At 64.6% G+C, this 15,955-nt stretch carries 16 protein-coding genes; 8 read left to right on the top strand and 8 right to left on the bottom strand.

What is annotated here, in order from left to right:
- The first annotated feature begins 237 nt into the window (after nucleotides 1-237).
- The 3 genes from H7F35_RS16260 to H7F35_RS16250 all read left to right on the top strand — a co-directional run bounded on the left by H7F35_RS16260 (nucleotide 238) and on the right by H7F35_RS16250 (nucleotide 3,552).
- Nucleotides 238-843, top strand: a complete 606-nt coding sequence (locus H7F35_RS16260) for a TRAP transporter small permease (protein ID WP_187113842.1) — start codon at nucleotides 238-240, stop codon at nucleotides 841-843.
- Entirely contained in the window at nucleotides 840-2,138 is a 1,299-nt protein-coding gene (locus H7F35_RS16255; RefSeq protein WP_187113841.1) for a TRAP transporter large permease, read from the top strand. Before H7F35_RS16260 ends, H7F35_RS16255 begins: the two co-directional genes overlap by 4 nt.
- Nucleotides 2,139-2,514: 376 nt before the next feature.
- Nucleotides 2,515-3,552: a DctP family TRAP transporter solute-binding subunit gene (locus H7F35_RS16250; protein ID WP_187113840.1), complete on the top strand. Its 1,038-nt coding sequence runs from the start codon at nucleotides 2,515-2,517 to the stop codon at nucleotides 3,550-3,552.
- Between the two features lie 16 nt (nucleotides 3,553-3,568).
- Here H7F35_RS16250 and H7F35_RS16245 read toward each other — a convergent pair whose 3' ends face one another.
- Complete coding sequence (locus tag H7F35_RS16245) at nucleotides 3,569-4,534, bottom strand: GlxA family transcriptional regulator (protein WP_187113839.1); 966 nt, start codon at nucleotides 4,532-4,534, stop codon at nucleotides 3,569-3,571.
- Nucleotides 4,535-4,624: 90 nt separating this feature from the next.
- Here H7F35_RS16245 and H7F35_RS16240 point away from each other — a divergent pair, with 90 nt between their 5' ends.
- The 4 genes from H7F35_RS16240 to H7F35_RS16225 all read left to right on the top strand — a co-directional run bounded on the left by H7F35_RS16240 (nucleotide 4,625) and on the right by H7F35_RS16225 (nucleotide 7,579).
- A complete protein-coding gene (locus H7F35_RS16240) occupies nucleotides 4,625-5,086 on the top strand; it encodes a tautomerase (protein WP_187113838.1) in 462 nt (153 codons plus the stop codon).
- Nucleotides 5,083-5,901 carry a dienelactone hydrolase family protein gene (locus tag H7F35_RS16235; protein ID WP_187113837.1) on the top strand — a complete coding sequence of 273 codons (819 nt, stop codon included), beginning with the start codon at nucleotides 5,083-5,085 and terminating at the stop codon, nucleotides 5,899-5,901. The genes H7F35_RS16240 and H7F35_RS16235 overlap by 4 nt, the downstream gene beginning before the upstream one ends.
- 253 nt (nucleotides 5,902-6,154) lie before the next feature.
- Nucleotides 6,155-7,189, top strand: a complete 1,035-nt coding sequence (locus H7F35_RS16230) for a nucleoside hydrolase (RefSeq protein ID WP_410010791.1) — start codon at nucleotides 6,155-6,157, stop codon at nucleotides 7,187-7,189.
- Between the two features lie 51 nt (nucleotides 7,190-7,240).
- Nucleotides 7,241-7,579: a hypothetical protein gene (locus H7F35_RS16225; protein WP_187113836.1), complete on the top strand. Its 339-nt coding sequence runs from the start codon at nucleotides 7,241-7,243 to the stop codon at nucleotides 7,577-7,579.
- Between the two features lie 72 nt (nucleotides 7,580-7,651).
- Here the strand turns inward: H7F35_RS16225 and H7F35_RS16220 are convergent, their stop codons facing one another.
- From H7F35_RS16220 to H7F35_RS16190, 7 genes are all read right to left on the bottom strand, one after another.
- Nucleotides 7,652-8,032: a hypothetical protein gene (locus tag H7F35_RS16220; RefSeq protein WP_187113835.1), complete on the bottom strand. Its 381-nt coding sequence runs from the start codon at nucleotides 8,030-8,032 to the stop codon at nucleotides 7,652-7,654.
- A 326-nt stretch (nucleotides 8,033-8,358) separates the two neighbouring features.
- Nucleotides 8,359-9,096 carry an amino acid ABC transporter ATP-binding protein gene (locus H7F35_RS16215; RefSeq protein ID WP_187114296.1) on the bottom strand — a complete coding sequence of 246 codons (738 nt, stop codon included), beginning with the start codon at nucleotides 9,094-9,096 and terminating at the stop codon, nucleotides 8,359-8,361.
- A 39-nt stretch (nucleotides 9,097-9,135) separates the two neighbouring features.
- Nucleotides 9,136-9,825: an amino acid ABC transporter permease gene (locus H7F35_RS16210; protein ID WP_187113834.1), complete on the bottom strand. Its 690-nt coding sequence runs from the start codon at nucleotides 9,823-9,825 to the stop codon at nucleotides 9,136-9,138.
- 1 nt (nucleotide 9,826) lies between these two features.
- Nucleotides 9,827-10,558 (bottom strand): amino acid ABC transporter permease, encoded by a 732-nt coding sequence (locus tag H7F35_RS16205; protein WP_187113833.1) that lies wholly within the window; start codon nucleotides 10,556-10,558, stop codon nucleotides 9,827-9,829.
- Nucleotides 10,559-10,650: 92 nt separating this feature from the next.
- Nucleotides 10,651-11,550, bottom strand: a complete 900-nt coding sequence (locus H7F35_RS16200; protein ID WP_187113832.1) for an amino acid ABC transporter substrate-binding protein — start codon at nucleotides 11,548-11,550, stop codon at nucleotides 10,651-10,653.
- Between the two features lie 167 nt (nucleotides 11,551-11,717).
- A complete protein-coding gene (locus tag H7F35_RS16195) occupies nucleotides 11,718-13,172 on the bottom strand; it encodes an aspartate ammonia-lyase (protein ID WP_187113831.1) in 1,455 nt (484 codons plus the stop codon).
- A gap of 189 nt (nucleotides 13,173-13,361) precedes the next feature.
- Complete coding sequence (locus H7F35_RS16190; protein WP_187113830.1) at nucleotides 13,362-14,348, bottom strand: LysR substrate-binding domain-containing protein; 987 nt, start codon at nucleotides 14,346-14,348, stop codon at nucleotides 13,362-13,364.
- 61 nt (nucleotides 14,349-14,409) lie between these two features.
- On the opposite strand from H7F35_RS16190, the gene H7F35_RS16185 reads away from it, so the two are divergent.
- Nucleotides 14,410-15,852 carry an amidase gene (locus H7F35_RS16185; protein WP_187113829.1) on the top strand — a complete coding sequence of 481 codons (1,443 nt, stop codon included), beginning with the start codon at nucleotides 14,410-14,412 and terminating at the stop codon, nucleotides 15,850-15,852.
- Nucleotides 15,853-15,955: the final 103 nt, after the last annotated feature.

The raw sequence follows: 15,955 nt of genomic DNA, 5'->3' as shown, positions 1-15,955 counted from the left end.
CTGCATGCTGCCGTCGGCAATGCTGAGGTTGAGCGCCGATGAAGTCAGGTTTTGCTGGAAGCGCCCTGCGCACACGCCCTGAACACTGCTCTGCAGAACCCGACAGCTAAGGAAACCCCCGATACATGAGTGGTCATTGACCACCTAGCATCGACGGCTGTTTCCCTGTCGAGGTGTACGGATCGCATCCCGGCGTCCGCCCGGTGACATGGCGTTTGCCTCACTGACCTTCCCGCGATGACAACTCCACCCGAGTCCGGCCCCACGCTGGACGCCGCCAGCCCTCTTTCCCCCGACATCGAAGCCGCCGACGAACCCACCAAGGTTCCCCTTGCCATCGAGGACTGGCTCACCGTCCTCATCATGGGCGCGCTGGCGCTCATCACCTTCGCCAATGTGCTGGTGCGCTACTTCACCGACTCGTCCTTTGCCTGGACCGAAGAGTTCTCGGTGTTCCTCATGATCATGCTGGCGCTGGTGGCCGGCTCCGCGGCCGTGGCGCGCGACCGGCACATCCGCATCGAGTACTTCTCCGAAAGCGGCTCGATGGCGCGGCGCAAGCGGCTCGCGCAGTTCGGCGCGCTGATGATCGCGATCCTGTTCACGCTGATCGGCGCGCTCAGCATCCGCATGGTGTGGGACGACTACCGTTTTGAAGAAACCACGCCGGGCATCGGCCTGCCGGCCTGGTGGTACTCGATCTGGCTGCCGATCGTGTCGTTCGCCATCGCGCTGCGCGCGGTCGGCCTCATGATCCGCCGCGGCCGCAAGACGAACTACAAGTCCGACCCACCCGCCAGCAAGAAGACCAGCAACAGCAGCAGCAAGGGCGACGCCAAGTGATCGCCACGCTTCTCTTTGTCGCCTTCGTCGCGATGATGCTGGTGGGTGTACCCATCGGCGCCGCGCTGGGCCTGGCCGGCGCCGCTTGTATCGCACTGGCCAACGGCGACGCCCAATGGTTCGGTCTGCTGGCCGTACCGCAGAACTTCTATGCCGGCCTGGGCAAGTACCCGCTGCTGGCGATTCCGATGTTCGTGCTGGTCGGCTCGATCTTCGACCGCTCGGGCGTGGCGCTGCGCCTCGTGAACTTCGCCATTGCCATCGTCGGACGCGGGCCGGGCATGCTGCCGCTGGTGACGATCGCGGTGGCGATGTTCATGGGCGGCATCTCGGGCTCGGGCCCCGCAACGGCCGCTGCCGTGGGTGGAGTGATGATCGCGGCCATGGCACGCGCGGGCTACCCGAGCGCCTTCGCGGCCAGCGTGGTGGGCGCCGCAGCGGCCACCGACATCCTGATTCCGCCCTCGGTGGCCTTCATCGTCTATTCGGTGCTGGTGCCCAATGCCTCGGTGCCGGCGCTCTTTGCCGCCGGCATGATCCCCGGCATCCTGGCGGGCCTTGCGCTGATGGTCCCGGCCGTGTGGCTGGCGCGCAAGCACAAGATGGGCACGCTCGAAGCCGCGCTGCCGCGCCCGCCATTCTGGAAGAGCTTGCGCGATGCCATCTGGGGCCTGGCAGCGCCGGTGCTCATCCTGGGCGGCATGCGCCTGGGCTGGTTCACGCCGACCGAGGCGGCCGTGGTGGCGGTGTTCTACGGGCTGTTCGTGGGCATGGTGGTGCACCGCACGATCAAGGTCCGCGATCTGTTCGTGATTCTGCGCGAGTCGGGCGAGCTGTCGGCGGTGATCCTGGTGGTGGTGTCGCTGGCCGGCATCTTCGCGTACTCGCTGTCGACGCTGGGCGTGATCGATCCGGTGGCCCATGCCATCGTGAACTCGGGGCTGGGCGAATACGGCGTGTTGTCGTTGCTGATCCTGCTGCTGATCACGGTCGGCATGTTCCTGGATGGCGTGTCGATCTTCCTGATCTTCGTGCCGCTGTTGTGGCCGATCGTTCAGTACTACAAGTGGGACCCGGTGTGGTTCGGCGTGATCCTCACGCTCAAGGTGGCGCTGGGGCAGTTCACGCCGCCGCTCGCGGTGAACCTGATGGTGTCGTGCCGCATCGCCAAGGTGCGCATGGAAGAGACCGTGCGATGGGTGGGTTGGTTGCTGTTCGCGATGTTCCTGGTGATGGTGCTGGTCATCATCTTCCCCGAGCTTGCGTTGTGGTTGCCGCGCAAGCTCGGGTACTGATTCGAATGCGAGCCTGTGTTTTTGTTCGTCGCGTTGTGCGGGTTGGGGACGGCCGTTGTTCAGGGCGACACTCACGCCGACACGGTGCTCTTTTTCGCGAATGTCCCCCGCTTCGCTCCTCCTTTATTTCGCGAAAAAGAGCCCCGTATCGACGTGAGCGTTGGACAGAGCAGTTGTTGATCGCCGATCACCAGCAGCGTGTCCCTGTGCGAATGACGCCAGGTGCTCCCCGCAGCGAAATAAAGGAGGAGCGAAGCGGGGGACATTCGCGGAGGGGAGCACCTGGTGTCATTCGCACCCGCCCCGAACAAACAAACCCGTGTTCCCCGAAAAGTTTTCAGTGCCAGTTTGTGTTCCAAAAATAAGGAGACCTCTCATGAAATTCCGCCGTACCCTGCTCGGCCTTGCCATGGCCGCGACCGCCCTTGGCTTTGCCAGCACCGCCGCCGTTGCACAAGGCAACTACAAGCCCGAATACAAGATGTCCCTGGTACTCGGCCCGCCGACGCCATGGGGACAGGCCGGGAAGATCTGGGCCGACATGGTCAAGGAGCGCACCCAGGGCCGCATCAACATCAAGCTGTACCCGGGCGTGTCGCTGATCCAGGGCGACCAGACGCGCGAGTTCAGCGCACTGCGCCAGGGCGTGATCGACATGGCCGTGGGCTCGACCATCAACTGGTCGCCGCAGGTCAAGCAGCTCAACCTGTTCTCCATGCCCTTCCTGATGCCCGACTACGCGGCCATCGACGCGCTGACGCAGGGCAGCGTGGGCCAGGAGATCTTCAAGACCATCGACAAGGCCGGTGTCGTGCCGCTGGCCTGGGGCGAGAACGGTTTCCGCGAGATCACAAACTCCAAGCGGCCGATCAAGTCGCCCGAAGACCTGAAGGGCATGAAGATCCGCGTGGTCGGCTCGCCGCTGTTCGCCGACCTGTTCACCGCACTCGGCGCCAACCCCACGCAGATGAGCTGGGCCGACGCACAGCCCGCGCTTGCGAGCGGTGCGGTCGACGGGCAAGAGAACCCTCTGTTCCTGTTCACCGTGCTCAAGATGCAGAACGTGGGCCAGAAGTTCGTGACCACCTGGGGCTACGTGGCCGACCCGCTGGTGTTTGTGGTGAACAAGGAAATCTGGGCCTCGTGGACGCCGGCCGACCAGGCCATCGTGCGCCAGGCCGCCGTCGACGCCGGCAAGGAAGAAATCGCCATCGCGCGCAAGGGCCTGGTGGAAGCGAACAAGCCCGTGCTGAAGGACATCGCGGGCATGGGCGTGACGGTGACCAGCCTCACACCGACCGAGCGCGAAGCCTTCGTGAAGGCGACGCGGCCGGTGTACGACAAGTGGAAGTCCACGGTGGGCGTGGAGTTGGTGGCGAACGCCGAGAAGGCGATTGCGGCGCGCAAGAAGTAATCGGAAGAGGCGCGCTTCAGCAACGGTACCGGCTTGGGTTCGCGCCGGTCACCTTCTTCATCAGGCGCCGCAATGCCGTGGCATCCTGGTAGCCCACGGCACCGGCCACTTGCTCGACCGTCATGCGGCTGGTTTCTAGCAGAGCCCGCGCGCGGCGCAGCCTGACGCCCAGCACCAGCGCCTGTGTGCTCTTGCCGGTGGCCTTCTGGATGTGGCGCGACAGCGTTCGCTCGGACATGCAGAACTCGCGCGCCAGCGCGCTCACCGTCGGTGGTGCCGGCAATGCGGACTCGATGCGCGCGGCGACCTTGGCCACAAGGTCGTTGCCGCTGGCCATCGCCTCGGGGACGATGTACGGGGCCTGGGCCTGGCGTCCATCGATCAGCAGCATGCGCGACACCAGATCGGCCAGTGCATTGCCGAAGCGCTCGCGCAGCAGGTGCAGCATGAGGTCGGTCTGGGCAAACGCGGCACCGGCCGTGACCACAGGGCCGTCCGAGCACACCATGCGGTCTGCATCGACGGTGCAGCCCGGCGCCATTCTTTGAAGCAATGGCGCATGCCACCACGACGTGGTGGCACGGCGGCCTTCAAGCAGCCCCGCAGCGTGCAGAAAAAACACTGCCGAGCAGGAAGCGGCGACAGGCCCACCCATGCGCGCATGGCGTGCGAGGCTGGCAATTGCCTTTGCCGCATCGGCGTCTTCGAGCCGTTGCCGGACCTCCGTCGACGTGTTCAACCCCAGACCCGGCAACACCCACGTCGAACGATCATCCCTGGCCCTTGCTGGCAACTTGGCGGTGTCCACCGTCATGCCGCCCTGCAGCCGAATCGGGCCACCCTCGACCGAGCACAGGCGCCATCGCGGGGCAGCCACATCCACCCTGGCCGCCAGCACGCCCGCCGCGGCGAGGATGTCGAGCGTGACCGCCACGCTGCTGGCGTACGCGTCCTCCAAGACCAGGACTGTGAAATCATGCATGTCGGATAGCACCTTAAAACAGTCAAATCAGACACTGTCATTCTGACGATGGGATCGCTCCAATACAAGCTCCACATCACAGGTTCCGACATGCCAAACATCCTCGTCAAGATTCCCCAAGGTTCTTTCCCCAGCGACAGTCGTGCGACGCTGGTGCTGAAGATCAGGGAGGCCGCATCGGCGGCCGAGCAGATTCCGTCCGACCCGGCCAAGCAGTTCCTCTGCTGGGTGCTGATCGAGGAAATCAGCGCCGGCAATTGGACATGCGGCGGGGCCGACGTCACGGCGAAGTTCCTGCCTTGTGCGGCCACCGTGCAGTTGCCTGCCGGTGTGCTGGACGAGGCATCGCGCGCGCAGTTCGTCCAACTGATGCACGCGGCATTCAAGGCTTCGATGCCCGAGGGCGACAAGCGCCAACTGCTGAGTTCGGTCGTCCTGCACGACGTGCCCAATGGCACCTGGGGCGTGGGCGGCGCGCTGTGGAAGCTCCCCGATTTCGCCCGCGCCGCGGGCTACGCACACCTGCAGCATCTGGTGGAGGCCACCGCATGAATCGCGACGATCCGCTGGACGATTTCGAGCCCCGTTCGATCACGCTCGACAGCATCACCAAGGTGGTCCACGTGACGGGCACGGGGCCCGCAGTGATCGTGATGACCGAGATGCCGGGCATCAGCCCGCACGTCGCGCGCTTCAGCCGATGGGTGCGCGACGCGGGCTTCACGGTCTACATGCCGTCGCTGTTCGGCCGCGATGGTGCCGTGCCGGGTGTCGAGGAAGGCATCGCCACCTTCAAGCGCGCCTGCGTCAGTGCGGAGTTTCGTGCCTTTGCTTCCAACGAATCGAGCCCGGTGACGCAGTGGCTGCGTGCCCTCGCCCGGCTCGCGCACGAGGAATGCGGTGGCCCCGGCGTGGGCGCGATCGGCATGTGCTTCACCGGCAACTTCGCGCTGTCGATGATGCTGGAGCCTTCGATGTTGGCGCCGGTGGTGTGCCAACCTTCGCTGCCCATGGACAACCCGGCCGGCATGAACATGGCGCCCGAGGAACTGGCCGCCGTGCGGGAGCGCCTGGAGCGCGAAGACCTGACGGTGATGGCCTACCGCTTCGACGGCGACAGGCATTGCAGGGCCGAGCGTTTCGCCGCCTTTGCCGAAGCGCTGGGGCAGCGCTTCGTCGCGCGCGTGCTGCCCGACAGCGCGGCCAATCCACAGACACCGCCCTTCTTCGACAAGGTGGTCGCCAGCCCGCACAGCGTGGTGACGGCGCACCTGATCGACGAAGCGGGCCAGCCCACCGTGGCAGCGCGCGACGAGATCCTGTCGTTCTTCGCGCAGCGGCTCGGTGAGGGGCGCGCGCAACAGTGAGGCGTGCGTCACCGCTGCTCGCCTGCACACTTTTCACTCCGGGCGAATTCGCGCGCTAACCCCTTGGTTTGCACGTGTCGCACGCTTGCGCGCGATGGCCGAAAATGCAGCCGCGATCGCGCGTTGCGGCGCGCGATGCTCTGGCAGACTGACTTGCGGCGCACTCCCGCGCCTGCAAGGAATCGCTCCCATGCCCCTGAAATCCACCGCATCGGCCATCGCATCCACGACGGCACGCCGCCTGCTTTTTCTTCTGGCCCTTCCTGTTGTTCTTGGATTCGTCATCTTGACCCTCAGCCTCGCTGCCTCGAATGCCCATGCCGCCGATGCCACGCCCGGCAAGCCCACGGTGCACACGCTGATCATCGACACCGACCCCGGCGCCGACGACGTCATCGCGCTGCTGTTCGCCATGGCTTCGCCCGACGAGCTGAAGATCCAGGCGCTGACCACGGTGGCGGGCAACGTGCCGCTGGCCAAGACATCACGCAATGCACGGCTTGCACGCGAATGGGCGAAGCGGCCCGACATTCCGGTCTATGCCGGTGCGCCGCGCCCCCTGGTGCGCACGCCGATCTATGCGGCCGACATTCACGGCAGCGAAGGCATCACGGGCGTGAAGGTACACGAGCCGAGCCAGCCGCTGGCCGAAGGCAATGCCGTCGACTACCTGATCCGCACGCTGCGCGCGGCCCCCGACAAGAGCGTAACGCTCGCGATGCTCGGGCCCGAAACGAACCTCGCGCTGGCGCTGACACAGGCCCCCGACATCACACGCGGCCTGCGCGAGCTGGTGCTGATGGGCGGCGCACATTTCAACGGCGGCAACATCACGCCGACGGCCGAGTTCAACGTCTTCGCCGACCCGCATGCGGCCGAGATCGTGCTCAAGAGCGGTGTGCCGATCACCATGCTGCCGCTGGACGTCACGCACAAGGTGCTGACCAGCCCCGAGCGCATCGCCAGGCTGCGCGGCATCGGCAACCAGGCCGGCAAGACCGTCGCCGACATCCTCGATGCCTATGTGCAGCACGACATGAAGTACTACGGCCTGACCGGCGGCCCGGTGCATGACGCCACGGTGATCGGCTACCTGCTGCAGCCTTCGCTGTTCAAGGGCAGGCAGGTGAATGTGGAAGTCGACAGCCGCGAAGGCATCGGCTTCGGCCAGACGGCGGTCGACTGGTACGGCGGGCTGAAGAAGCCGGCCAACGTGAACTGGATTGCAGAAGGGGATGCGCAGGGCTTCTTCGATCTGCTGACGCAGAGGATTTCTCGGTTGCCCTGAGCCACGCCCCATCTGTGTTCTTTGATCGGGCAGAACAGCTAGCATCACACGATGCCCATCCCAGACTCGGCGAATCCATCTACCTCCTTCGACCGGATTTCAGCGGGCATGTTGATAAGCGGCCTTGTCCTGCAGCTCATCGCAAAGGCAGTCGAGCCAAGCCTCTGGTCGCAACTCCTCTACTCCGTCGCGCTGTTGTGCTGGTTCAGCCTGCCCTTGTGGTATCCCTATTCGGCAGTCAAAGCGGGAGTCATCGGCGCCGGGTACAGGGTTTTCAGGCAGCAGGAGCCTTTCAAGTTCTGGGCAGGACTCGCGACCTACGAGGTGCTCCTGCTTGTTCTGGGCAGCATCTTCGCACTGCCCGCATACGCCGGCTTCATGCGAGGCTAGAAGACTTCGACCGTCTATCGGAAATGCGTTGCCTCTTGTTCGGTACTGCAAGCCAAGTGCTTCACAGCCAGGTCATCTGCATGAGAACACGGCCGATGACTTTCCGCAGTAGCACCCTTCCATGTAGAGCGACAGGGTAATGGTGGCCGGTTGATCGAGCAGACCCTCGCGCCGAATCAATGCAACATACTGATCGATCGTGCCATTGATGGTTCTTCTGCTCATGTCGCACCGCGACTGAACGTTGAACATCTGAAATGCCCCGGTCGCCCATCCCAGGCAATACATCGACTGCAGCGCCGCCTTGCCGCCCTTCGAGTCATTTTTCTGCGACTCTTGATAGACCTTGCAGTCTTCGAACATGTCCTCGTTCGTGGGCCCGGTGTGGGCAATCGCCTGGTGTCCAACCAGTCCCAGCATCAGCACGGAAAACCAGGCTGCCAGCTTGTCCATCCTCTCTCCTTTGATTCCTGTGGACTTGCCCGCGCCCCAGGCAAGACCGACAACGCTCCGGTTCACTGGAGCGAATTTCTTCTGCGGCTGGAGTGTAGATTCAAATCCCGCCCAGGGAACCAAGGCCATCTCTGGATTGAACGCATTCCAAGCCTTGATCAACGCACTTGCGCGCACAGGTGCCTAAACACGATCCCGCTCAGCGCGGTGGGACTGCCCGCCCTCGCAGTTCGACAGGGCACTGCCCGCGGCAGGCCGCGAATGAAAAAAGCCACGCTGCGAAACAGCGTGGCTTTCTTTGACTTTCCCGTACGGCAGCGAATCGATCAATGCTGCAGGATCTTGTTCAGGAAATCCTTGGTACGCGGCTGACGGTTTTCAGGGTGGTTGAAGAACTCGTCCTTCGGGCAGTCTTCCAGGATCTTGCCGCCCACGTCGATGAAGATCACGCGGCTCGCCACCTTGCGGGCGAAAGCCATTTCGTGCGTGACCACCATCATGGTCATGCCTTCCTTGGCCAGGGCCACCATCACGTCGAGCACTTCGCCGACCATTTCGGGGTCGAGCGCCGAAGTGGGTTCGTCGAACAGCATCACGATCGGGTCCATCGACAGCGCACGGGCAATCGCCACGCGCTGCTGCTGACCGCCCGAGAGCTGGCCCGGGAACTTGTCCTTGTGCGCCATCAGGCCCACGCGGTCGAGCATCTTCAGGCCACGCACCTTGGCTTCGTCCGCGCTGCGGCCCAGCACCTTGATCTGCGCGATCGTGAGGTTCTCGGTCACCGACAGGTGGGGAAACAGCTCGAAGTGCTGGAACACCATGCCGACCTTGGAGCGCAGCTTGGGCAGGTTGGTCTTGGGGTCGTGCAGCGGGATTCCGTTGACAGTGATCTCGCCCTTCTGGAAGGGCTCGAGCGCGTTCACGGTCTTGATGAGGGTGGACTTGCCCGAGCCCGAAGGCCCGCACACCACCACCACGTCACCCTTGGAAATGTTCACCGAGCAGTCGTTGAGCACCTGTACCGGGCCATACCACTTGGAGACGTTCTTGATTTCAATCATTTTTTCGGACATTTCTTTCTCTCCGGTTCAGCCACTCAATCAGCGAATGATGGCGATCTTCTTGTGCAGGCGCTTGACCAGCCAAGAAAGGGCGTAGCACATGATGAAGTAAACGACGGCCGCGAGCAGGTAGGCCTCGATCGGACGGCCGAAGTTCTTGCCCGCCGTCTCGAAGCCCTTGAGCATGTCGTAGGCACCGATGGCGTAGACCAGCGACGTATCCTGGAACAGGATGATGGTCTGCGTGAGCAGCACCGGCAGCATGTTGCGAAAGGCCTGCGGCAGCACCACGAGGCGCATGTTCTGGCCGTAGGTCATGCCGACCGCCTGGCCGGCGTTGACCTGGCCGCGCGGGATCGACTGGATGCCCGCGCGCATGATCTCGCTGAAGTAGGCCGCCTCGAACGCGACGAAGGTGATCACGGCCGAGATTTCGGAGCGGTAGTTGGCGCCCCACGAACCGAACAGCGAGTAGAACGACGCCGGCACCAGCAGGAAGAACCACAGGATCACCATCACCAGCGGAATGCTGCGCATGCCGTTGACGTAGATGGCTGCGGGCGTGTCGAGCCACTTCTTGCCCGACAGCCGCATGAGCGCCAGGATGGTGCCGAAGATCACGCCGCCGATGGTGGCCACCACCGTCAGCATGATGCTGAAGTAGAAGCCCTTGACGACGAAGTTGCTGATGACGTCCCAGTTGTAGAACGACAGGTCGAGATTCATCATGTCAGTGGCCTCCGCCGCCGGCGCTGGCCGAGACGATGAAGCCCGGCACGCGGGTCTTCTTCTCGATGAATGCCATGAGCCGGTTGATGGCCAGGGCCGACACCACGTAGCACGCCGTCACCGCAAGGTAGACCTCGATGCCGCGCGAGGTTTCTTCCTGCGCCTGCATGGCGAACATGGTGAGTTCGGTGACCGACACGGCAAACGCGACGGACGAATTCTTGAAGATGTTCATCGTCTCGCTGGTGAGCGGCGGGATGATGATGCGATACGCCATCGGCAGGATCACGTAGCGGTAGTACTGCGTGGTGGTGAAGCCCACTGCCATGCCCGCATAGCGCTGGCCCTTGGGCAGCGCCTGGATGCCCGAGCGCACTTGCTCGGCGATACGCGCCGAGGTGAAGAAGCCCAGTGCCAGCACCACGAGGATGAAGCTGGGCACACCCTTCATGATGGGGATCATGGCCGGGATCACGTGATACCAGAGGAAGATCTGCACCAGCAGCGGGATGTTGCGGAACAGCTCGACCCACGCATTGCCCAGCCGCACCAGCCACGGGCTGTCGGGCAGCGTGCGGATGATGCCGACCAGCGAGCCCAGCACCAACGCGACGATCAACGCCAGCAGTGCCACGGACACCGTCCAGCCCCAGGCCGACAGCATCCATTGCAGGTAGGTCGGATAGTCCCCCCCGGGGTCTTGCAGGAAGACCTGCCAATCCCAGTTGCCCATTTTCTTACTCCTTCACCGTCTTCAAAAAACCAGTCCCTGAAAAGAAACGCCCACCGCGAAAGGTGGGCGTCATTCGCGCAGCGACGCGCCGCTTATTCCTTGGTGACGTAGTCTTCCGCAGGCTTGTCGTTCGGGTTGGCCCAGGCGTTCTTGGTGGCTTCGCCCAGCGGCAGGCCGATGATCACGTTGGCTGGCGGGATCGGCTTCATGAACCACTTGTCATAGAGCTTGTTCAGCTCGCCCGACTTGGCCTGTGCCTTGATGCTGTCGTCCACGACCTTCTTGAAGGCCGGGTCGTCCTTGCGGATCATGATGCCGATGGGTTCGACAGCCAGCACATCGTTCAGGATCTTGTAGTCCTTGGGTGCCTTCGACTTGGCGGCCAGGGCTGCCAGGATCGAGCCGTCCATCACGAAGGCGTCGGCACGGCCGGTCTCGACCAGCAGGAAGCTGTCGGAGTGGTCCTTGCCGTAGACCTCCTTGAAGGTCAGGTTCTCGGCGCGCTTTTGCTTGCGCACGGTCTGCAGCGGCGTGGTGCCGGTGGTGGTGGCGACCGTCTTGTCCTTCAGGTCGGCCAGCGAGTTGATGCCCGAGTTGGCCTTGACGAGGATCTTGGTTTCTTCGACGTAGGTGGTGTCGCCGAAGGCCACGTCCTTCTGACGGGTGGCGTTGTTGGTGGTCGAGCCGCACTCGATGTCCACGGTGCCGTTCTGCACGAGCGGAATGCGGTTCTGCGAGGTGACGGGCTGGAACTTGACTTCGAGCTTCTTGCCGGCGAGCTTCTCGATGTCCTTGATGATGTTGGCGCAGACGTCGTAGTGGAAACCGGTGTACTGGCCATTGCCCAGCGTGTACGACAGGCCCGAGGATTCGCGCACACCTTCGGTGATGACGCCGGAAGCCTTGATCTTGGCCAGCGTGTCATTGGCTTGCGCCATCGCGCCGCCGGCGGCCAGTGCCGCGATTGCCAATGCCAATACTTGTTTTTTCATACGGAAAACTCCTGAGGTGACTGAAACAGATACAACGAAATTCTAGACATTCACATTTTGCGTGATACCCGGACCAACCCGGTGCATCGCCGCACTCACTGCACCGACCGGGCGCATAGGGGCGCCAGCCTGGTGCGATCCTGCCTCCTGGCATTGTCCGACTTTCACTAAGCAGCCTTTGTGCCCGAAGGCTCCGCAGCCGGCGGAAGCGGTGCCGCCGTCAGGCGCACGGGCTGGGTCAGGTTCTCCGGCACGAGCAACGCTTCCATCTCGGCGCGAGTCATGATGCCCAGCGATTCGGCCACCAGGTCGATGGGGCCGCCGGTGGCCAGCGCGGTCTTGGCGATGAGCGCGGCCTTTTCGTAGCCGATCAGCGGGTTGAGCGCGGTAACCAGTGTGACCGACTCGCGCACCCGCTTGGCCAGGAATTCGCGGTTCGCCTCGATGCCGTCGATGCAGTTGATGCGCAGCGTGAGGCAGGCGTTGCCCAGGTGCTGGATGCTCTTGAACAGGCTCCAGCCCATGATCGGCTCGAAGGCGTTGAGCTGCAGTTGCCCGGCTTCCGAGGCCATCGTGACGGTGATGTCGTTGCCGATGACCTCGAAGGCCACCTGGTTCATGACTTCCGGGATCACCGGGTTGACCTTGCCCGGCATGATCGACGAGCCGGCCTGCCGCGCCGGCAGCCGGATCTCGCCGAAGCCGGCCTGCGGGCCGCTGGACAAAAGGCGCAGGTCGTTGCAGGTCTTGCTGAGCTTGGTCGCGACGCGCTTGAGCACGCCCGACAGTTGCACGAAGGCGCCGGTGTCCTGCGTGGCTTCGATCAGGTTGGCGGCCTGCTTGAGCGGCACGCCGGTCTGCTCGGCCAGGTACTGGCAGGCCAGGTTGGCATAGCCGAGCGGCGCGTTGATGCCGGTGCCGATGGCAGTGGCGCCGAGGTTGATTTCCTCGATCAGCGCGCGAGCCTCGCCAAGGCGGGCCTCGTCTTCCCCGATCATGATGGCGTAGGTCAGGAACTCCTGGCCCAGCGTCATGGGCACCGCGTCTTGCAGTTGCGTGCGGCCGATCTTGAGGACGTCCTTGAACTCCAGCGCCTTGGCCTCGAAGCTGCGGCGCAGCGCGGCCATGGCTTCGAGCAGCCGTCCGATGGCGAACCACAGCGCCAGCCGCACCGCCGTCGGATACACGTCGTTGGTGCTCTGCGAGGCGTTGACGTGGTCGTTGGGGTGCAGCACGTCGTAGCGCCCCTTCTCGTGGCCCAGCTTCTCCAGCGCGAGGTTGCAGATGACCTCGTTGGCGTTCATGTTGGTCGAGGTGCCGGCGCCGCCCTGGATCACGTCGACCACGAATTCACCGAGCAGCTTGCCGTCGATGAGGTCCTCGCAGGCCAGGATGATCGCGGCGGCGCGGTCGCGGTCGATGGCACCCAGGTCGGCATTGGCGCGGGTGGCCGCCTTCTTCACGTAGGCCAGCGCACGCACGAGGTCTGGCATGGCCGAGATGCGGGTGCCGGAGATCGCGAAGTTCTCGACGGCACGCGCCGTGTGCACGCCCCAGTAGGCGATGGCAGGTATCTGCTTTTCGCCGAGGAAGTCGTGTTCAGTCCTGAAATTGGAGCTCATACAGGTTCCTCGGCTTAAAAAAAAGCACGCGTGAGACGCGTGCCGGGTGGGGTGCTTGTGACAGCGGCAAAAAACTGCCGCGACTGTAGTGGCGCCGGGCTCATGGCGCCAATGCCGTTTGCGGGGAGGCTTATGCGCGGCATTTATAGATTGTGCGGTGCACAAATCCGTATCGATAGGTCGATCAGGTTAATGCGGCGGCTGCGTGCCGACAAGATACGACCACAACGCATCGGCCGTGCGCTTGGGCTGCAGGCTCTCGGAGACGGCGCTCTTGGCGGCGCGTCCGCTGCCGGTCTTCACCGGCGCCGGCGCGGTGGGCCGCTCGCGGTAGGCGCGAATCTCCATCGTGGCTTCAAGGCTGTCGATCTCGGGCGGCAGCGCGCTCACCAGCTTGCGCGCCTTGATCTCCTTGCGCACCGCGCTCTGCGGCAGGAAGGCGATGCCGTGGCCTTCGAGCGCCATCACCTTCAGGCCTTCGGCCATGTCGGTTTCATAGACGCGGTCGAGGTGGATGGCGGTGCCCGACTCTTTGAGCAACTGGTCGACCACGCGGCCGAGGTAGGCGCCGGGCGCATAGCCCAGGTAGGGCAGCGGCTGGCCGGGACGACCGGGCAGCCGGTAGCGCGGCGCGCCGTCGGCATCGGCCTTGACCCAGGGCGCCACGGTTTCCTCGCCGAGGCTGACCATCTCGTACTTGTTGGCATCGAGCTGCAGCGGCTGCGAGGGGTGGTGGTAGGCGATCAGCAGGTCGCAACTGCCTTCGACCAGCCGCAGCACCGCGTCGTGCACATTGAGCGCGATGAGCCGGCTCTTGATCGGCCCGAAGTGCTCGCGCAGGCTGGTCACCCACGAGGGGAAGAAGGTGAAGGCCAGCGTGTGTGGCACCGCGATCTCGATCACATCCTGCCCGGCGGCCGAGTGGCCGCGCAGCATGGCGCGGGTGCTCTGCAGCGACTGCAGCATCTCGATGGCCTGGCTGTAGAGCGTCTGGCCCGCGGGCGTGAGCCGCGTGGGGTAGGAACTGCGATCGACCAGATCGGTGCCGGCCCAGCCTTCGAGCGCCTGGATGCGGCGCGAGAACGCCGGCTGGGTCACATGCCTCAATTGCGCCGAGCGGCTGAAGCTGCGGGTTTCCGCCAAGCTGATGAAGTCTTCTAGCCACTTTGTTTCCATACGCGGCGATTATGCGAGCGCCGCGCCATACTGGGCGCCCCCTCCTTTTCCCGCACTTGCCATGCCATCAGCCGACTTGCTCGAACTCAGCGCCACCGAACTTTCGCGCCGCATCGCCGCGCGCGACGTGTCCTGCCTTGAAGTGATGCAGGCCTCGCTGGCCCGCATCGAGGCATTGAACCCACGCTTCAACGCCATCGTCTCCCTGCGCGAGCCGGCACAGTTGCTGGCCGAGGCCGGGGAGCGCGACGCCGAATTGGCGCGTGGCGAACGGCGCGGCTGGATGCACGGCTTTCCGCTGGCGGTGAAGGACCTGAGCCATGCCGCCGGCCTGCCGACCTCGATGGGCTCGCCCCTGTCGCCGCGCTCGCCGGCGCGCACCGACAGCCTGCACGTGGCGCGCATGCGTGCCGCCGGCGCCATCGTCATCGGCAAGACCAACACACCCGAATTCGGGCTCGGTTCGCACACCTACAACACCGTGTTCGGCACCACCCGCAACGCCTATGCGCCCGAGCGCAGCGCGGGCGGCAGCAGCGGCGGCGCGGCCGTCGCACTGGCCCTGGGCATGCTGCCGGTGGCCGACGGCAGCGACATGATGGGATCGCTGCGCAACCCCGCCGCCTTCAACAACGTGATCGGCATGCGGCCCTCGCGCGGGCGCGTGCCCGGCGACCCCGAGCAGGAACTGTTCTTCCAGCAGCTCGGCTGCGAAGGTCCTATGGCCCGCACGGTGGAAGACACGGCACGGCTGCTGGCGGTGCAGTCCGGCTTCGACGGCCGTGTGCCGCTGTCGTCGCCCCACGCCCTGCCCTCGCCCGATGCGCTGCAGCTCGACGGCGACGGCAAGGGCCTGCGCATCGGCTGGCTCGGCAGCATCTGGCCCGATCTGCCGCTCGCAACCGGCATCCGCGAACTCGGCGAGAAGGCGCTCGACACCTTCCGCACCATCGGCTGCGAGGTCGAGCCCTGCACGCTCGACGTGCCGCGCGAGCACAACTGGAGCGCCTGGCTGCGCTTGCGGCAACTGCTGGTGGGCGGCAAGCTCGGCGCCTACCTGAGCGATCCGAAGCTGTTCGCGCAGCTCAAGCCCGAGGCGCGTTGGGAGATCGAGCAAAGCCGGCATCTGGATGCGGCCTCGCTGTACCAGGCCTCGCTCTACCGCTCGAACGTGTACCGCGCGTTTCTCAAGCTGTTCGAGCGCTTCGACTTCGTGGTGGCGCCGACGGCGCAGGTGTTTCCGTTCGACGCGGAACTGCACTGGCCGGCGGAAGTGGCCGGCGTGCAGAGCGATACGTACCACCGGTGGATGGAGATCGTGACGCCGTTCACGCTGGCGGGCCTGCCAACGCTCAACGTGCGTGCCGGGTTCGGGGAGGGCGGCTTGCCGATGGGCATTCAGCTCGCCGGGCCGATCCATGCGGATCTCGATGTGCTGCGGCTGGGTCATGCGTATGACCGGGCATGCGGCTGGGCATCCCACCGTCCCCCGGTATTGGCTTGACTCCCTCCCCTTCCGGGGGAGGGCGGGGGTGGGGGCAAGCGGCGCATCCATCGAGCGCTCTGCCCGCCCCCATCCCGACCTTCCCCCAGAGGGGGAAGGAGCA

It is taken from the genome of Variovorax sp. PAMC26660 (assembly GCF_014302995.1).
Classification (GTDB): Bacteria; Pseudomonadota; Gammaproteobacteria; order Burkholderiales; family Burkholderiaceae_C; genus Variovorax.
Note: the sequence above shows the minus strand (reverse complement) of the source record. Positions and strands in the feature narration are given on the sequence as shown.

Bases quoted from the DNA above. Each gene is read 5' to 3' on its own strand.
- H7F35_RS16260 (WP_187113842.1), top strand. From the start codon at position 238: ATGACAACTCCACCCGAGTCCGGCCCCACGCTGGACGCCGCCAGCCCT.
- H7F35_RS16250 (WP_187113840.1), top strand. From the start codon at position 2,515: ATGAAATTCCGCCGTACCCTGCTCGGCCTTGCCATGGCCGCGACCGCC.
- H7F35_RS16245 (WP_187113839.1), bottom strand. From the start codon at position 4,534: ATGCATGATTTCACAGTCCTGGTCTTGGAGGACGCGTACGCCAGCAGC.
- H7F35_RS16240 (WP_187113838.1), top strand. From the start codon at position 4,625: ATGCCAAACATCCTCGTCAAGATTCCCCAAGGTTCTTTCCCCAGCGAC.
- H7F35_RS16235 (WP_187113837.1), top strand. From the start codon at position 5,083: ATGAATCGCGACGATCCGCTGGACGATTTCGAGCCCCGTTCGATCACG.
- H7F35_RS16225 (WP_187113836.1), top strand. From the start codon at position 7,241: ATGCCCATCCCAGACTCGGCGAATCCATCTACCTCCTTCGACCGGATT.
- H7F35_RS16220 (WP_187113835.1), bottom strand. From the start codon at position 8,032: ATGGACAAGCTGGCAGCCTGGTTTTCCGTGCTGATGCTGGGACTGGTT.
- H7F35_RS16215 (WP_187114296.1), bottom strand. From the start codon at position 9,096: ATGATTGAAATCAAGAACGTCTCCAAGTGGTATGGCCCGGTACAGGTG.
- H7F35_RS16210 (WP_187113834.1), bottom strand. From the start codon at position 9,825: ATGATGAATCTCGACCTGTCGTTCTACAACTGGGACGTCATCAGCAAC.
- H7F35_RS16205 (WP_187113833.1), bottom strand. From the start codon at position 10,558: ATGGGCAACTGGGATTGGCAGGTCTTCCTGCAAGACCCCGGGGGGGAC.
- H7F35_RS16200 (WP_187113832.1), bottom strand. From the start codon at position 11,550: ATGAAAAAACAAGTATTGGCATTGGCAATCGCGGCACTGGCCGCCGGC.
- H7F35_RS16195 (WP_187113831.1), bottom strand. From the start codon at position 13,172: ATGAGCTCCAATTTCAGGACTGAACACGACTTCCTCGGCGAAAAGCAG.
- H7F35_RS16190 (WP_187113830.1), bottom strand. From the start codon at position 14,348: ATGGAAACAAAGTGGCTAGAAGACTTCATCAGCTTGGCGGAAACCCGC.
- H7F35_RS16185 (WP_187113829.1), top strand. From the start codon at position 14,410: ATGCCATCAGCCGACTTGCTCGAACTCAGCGCCACCGAACTTTCGCGC.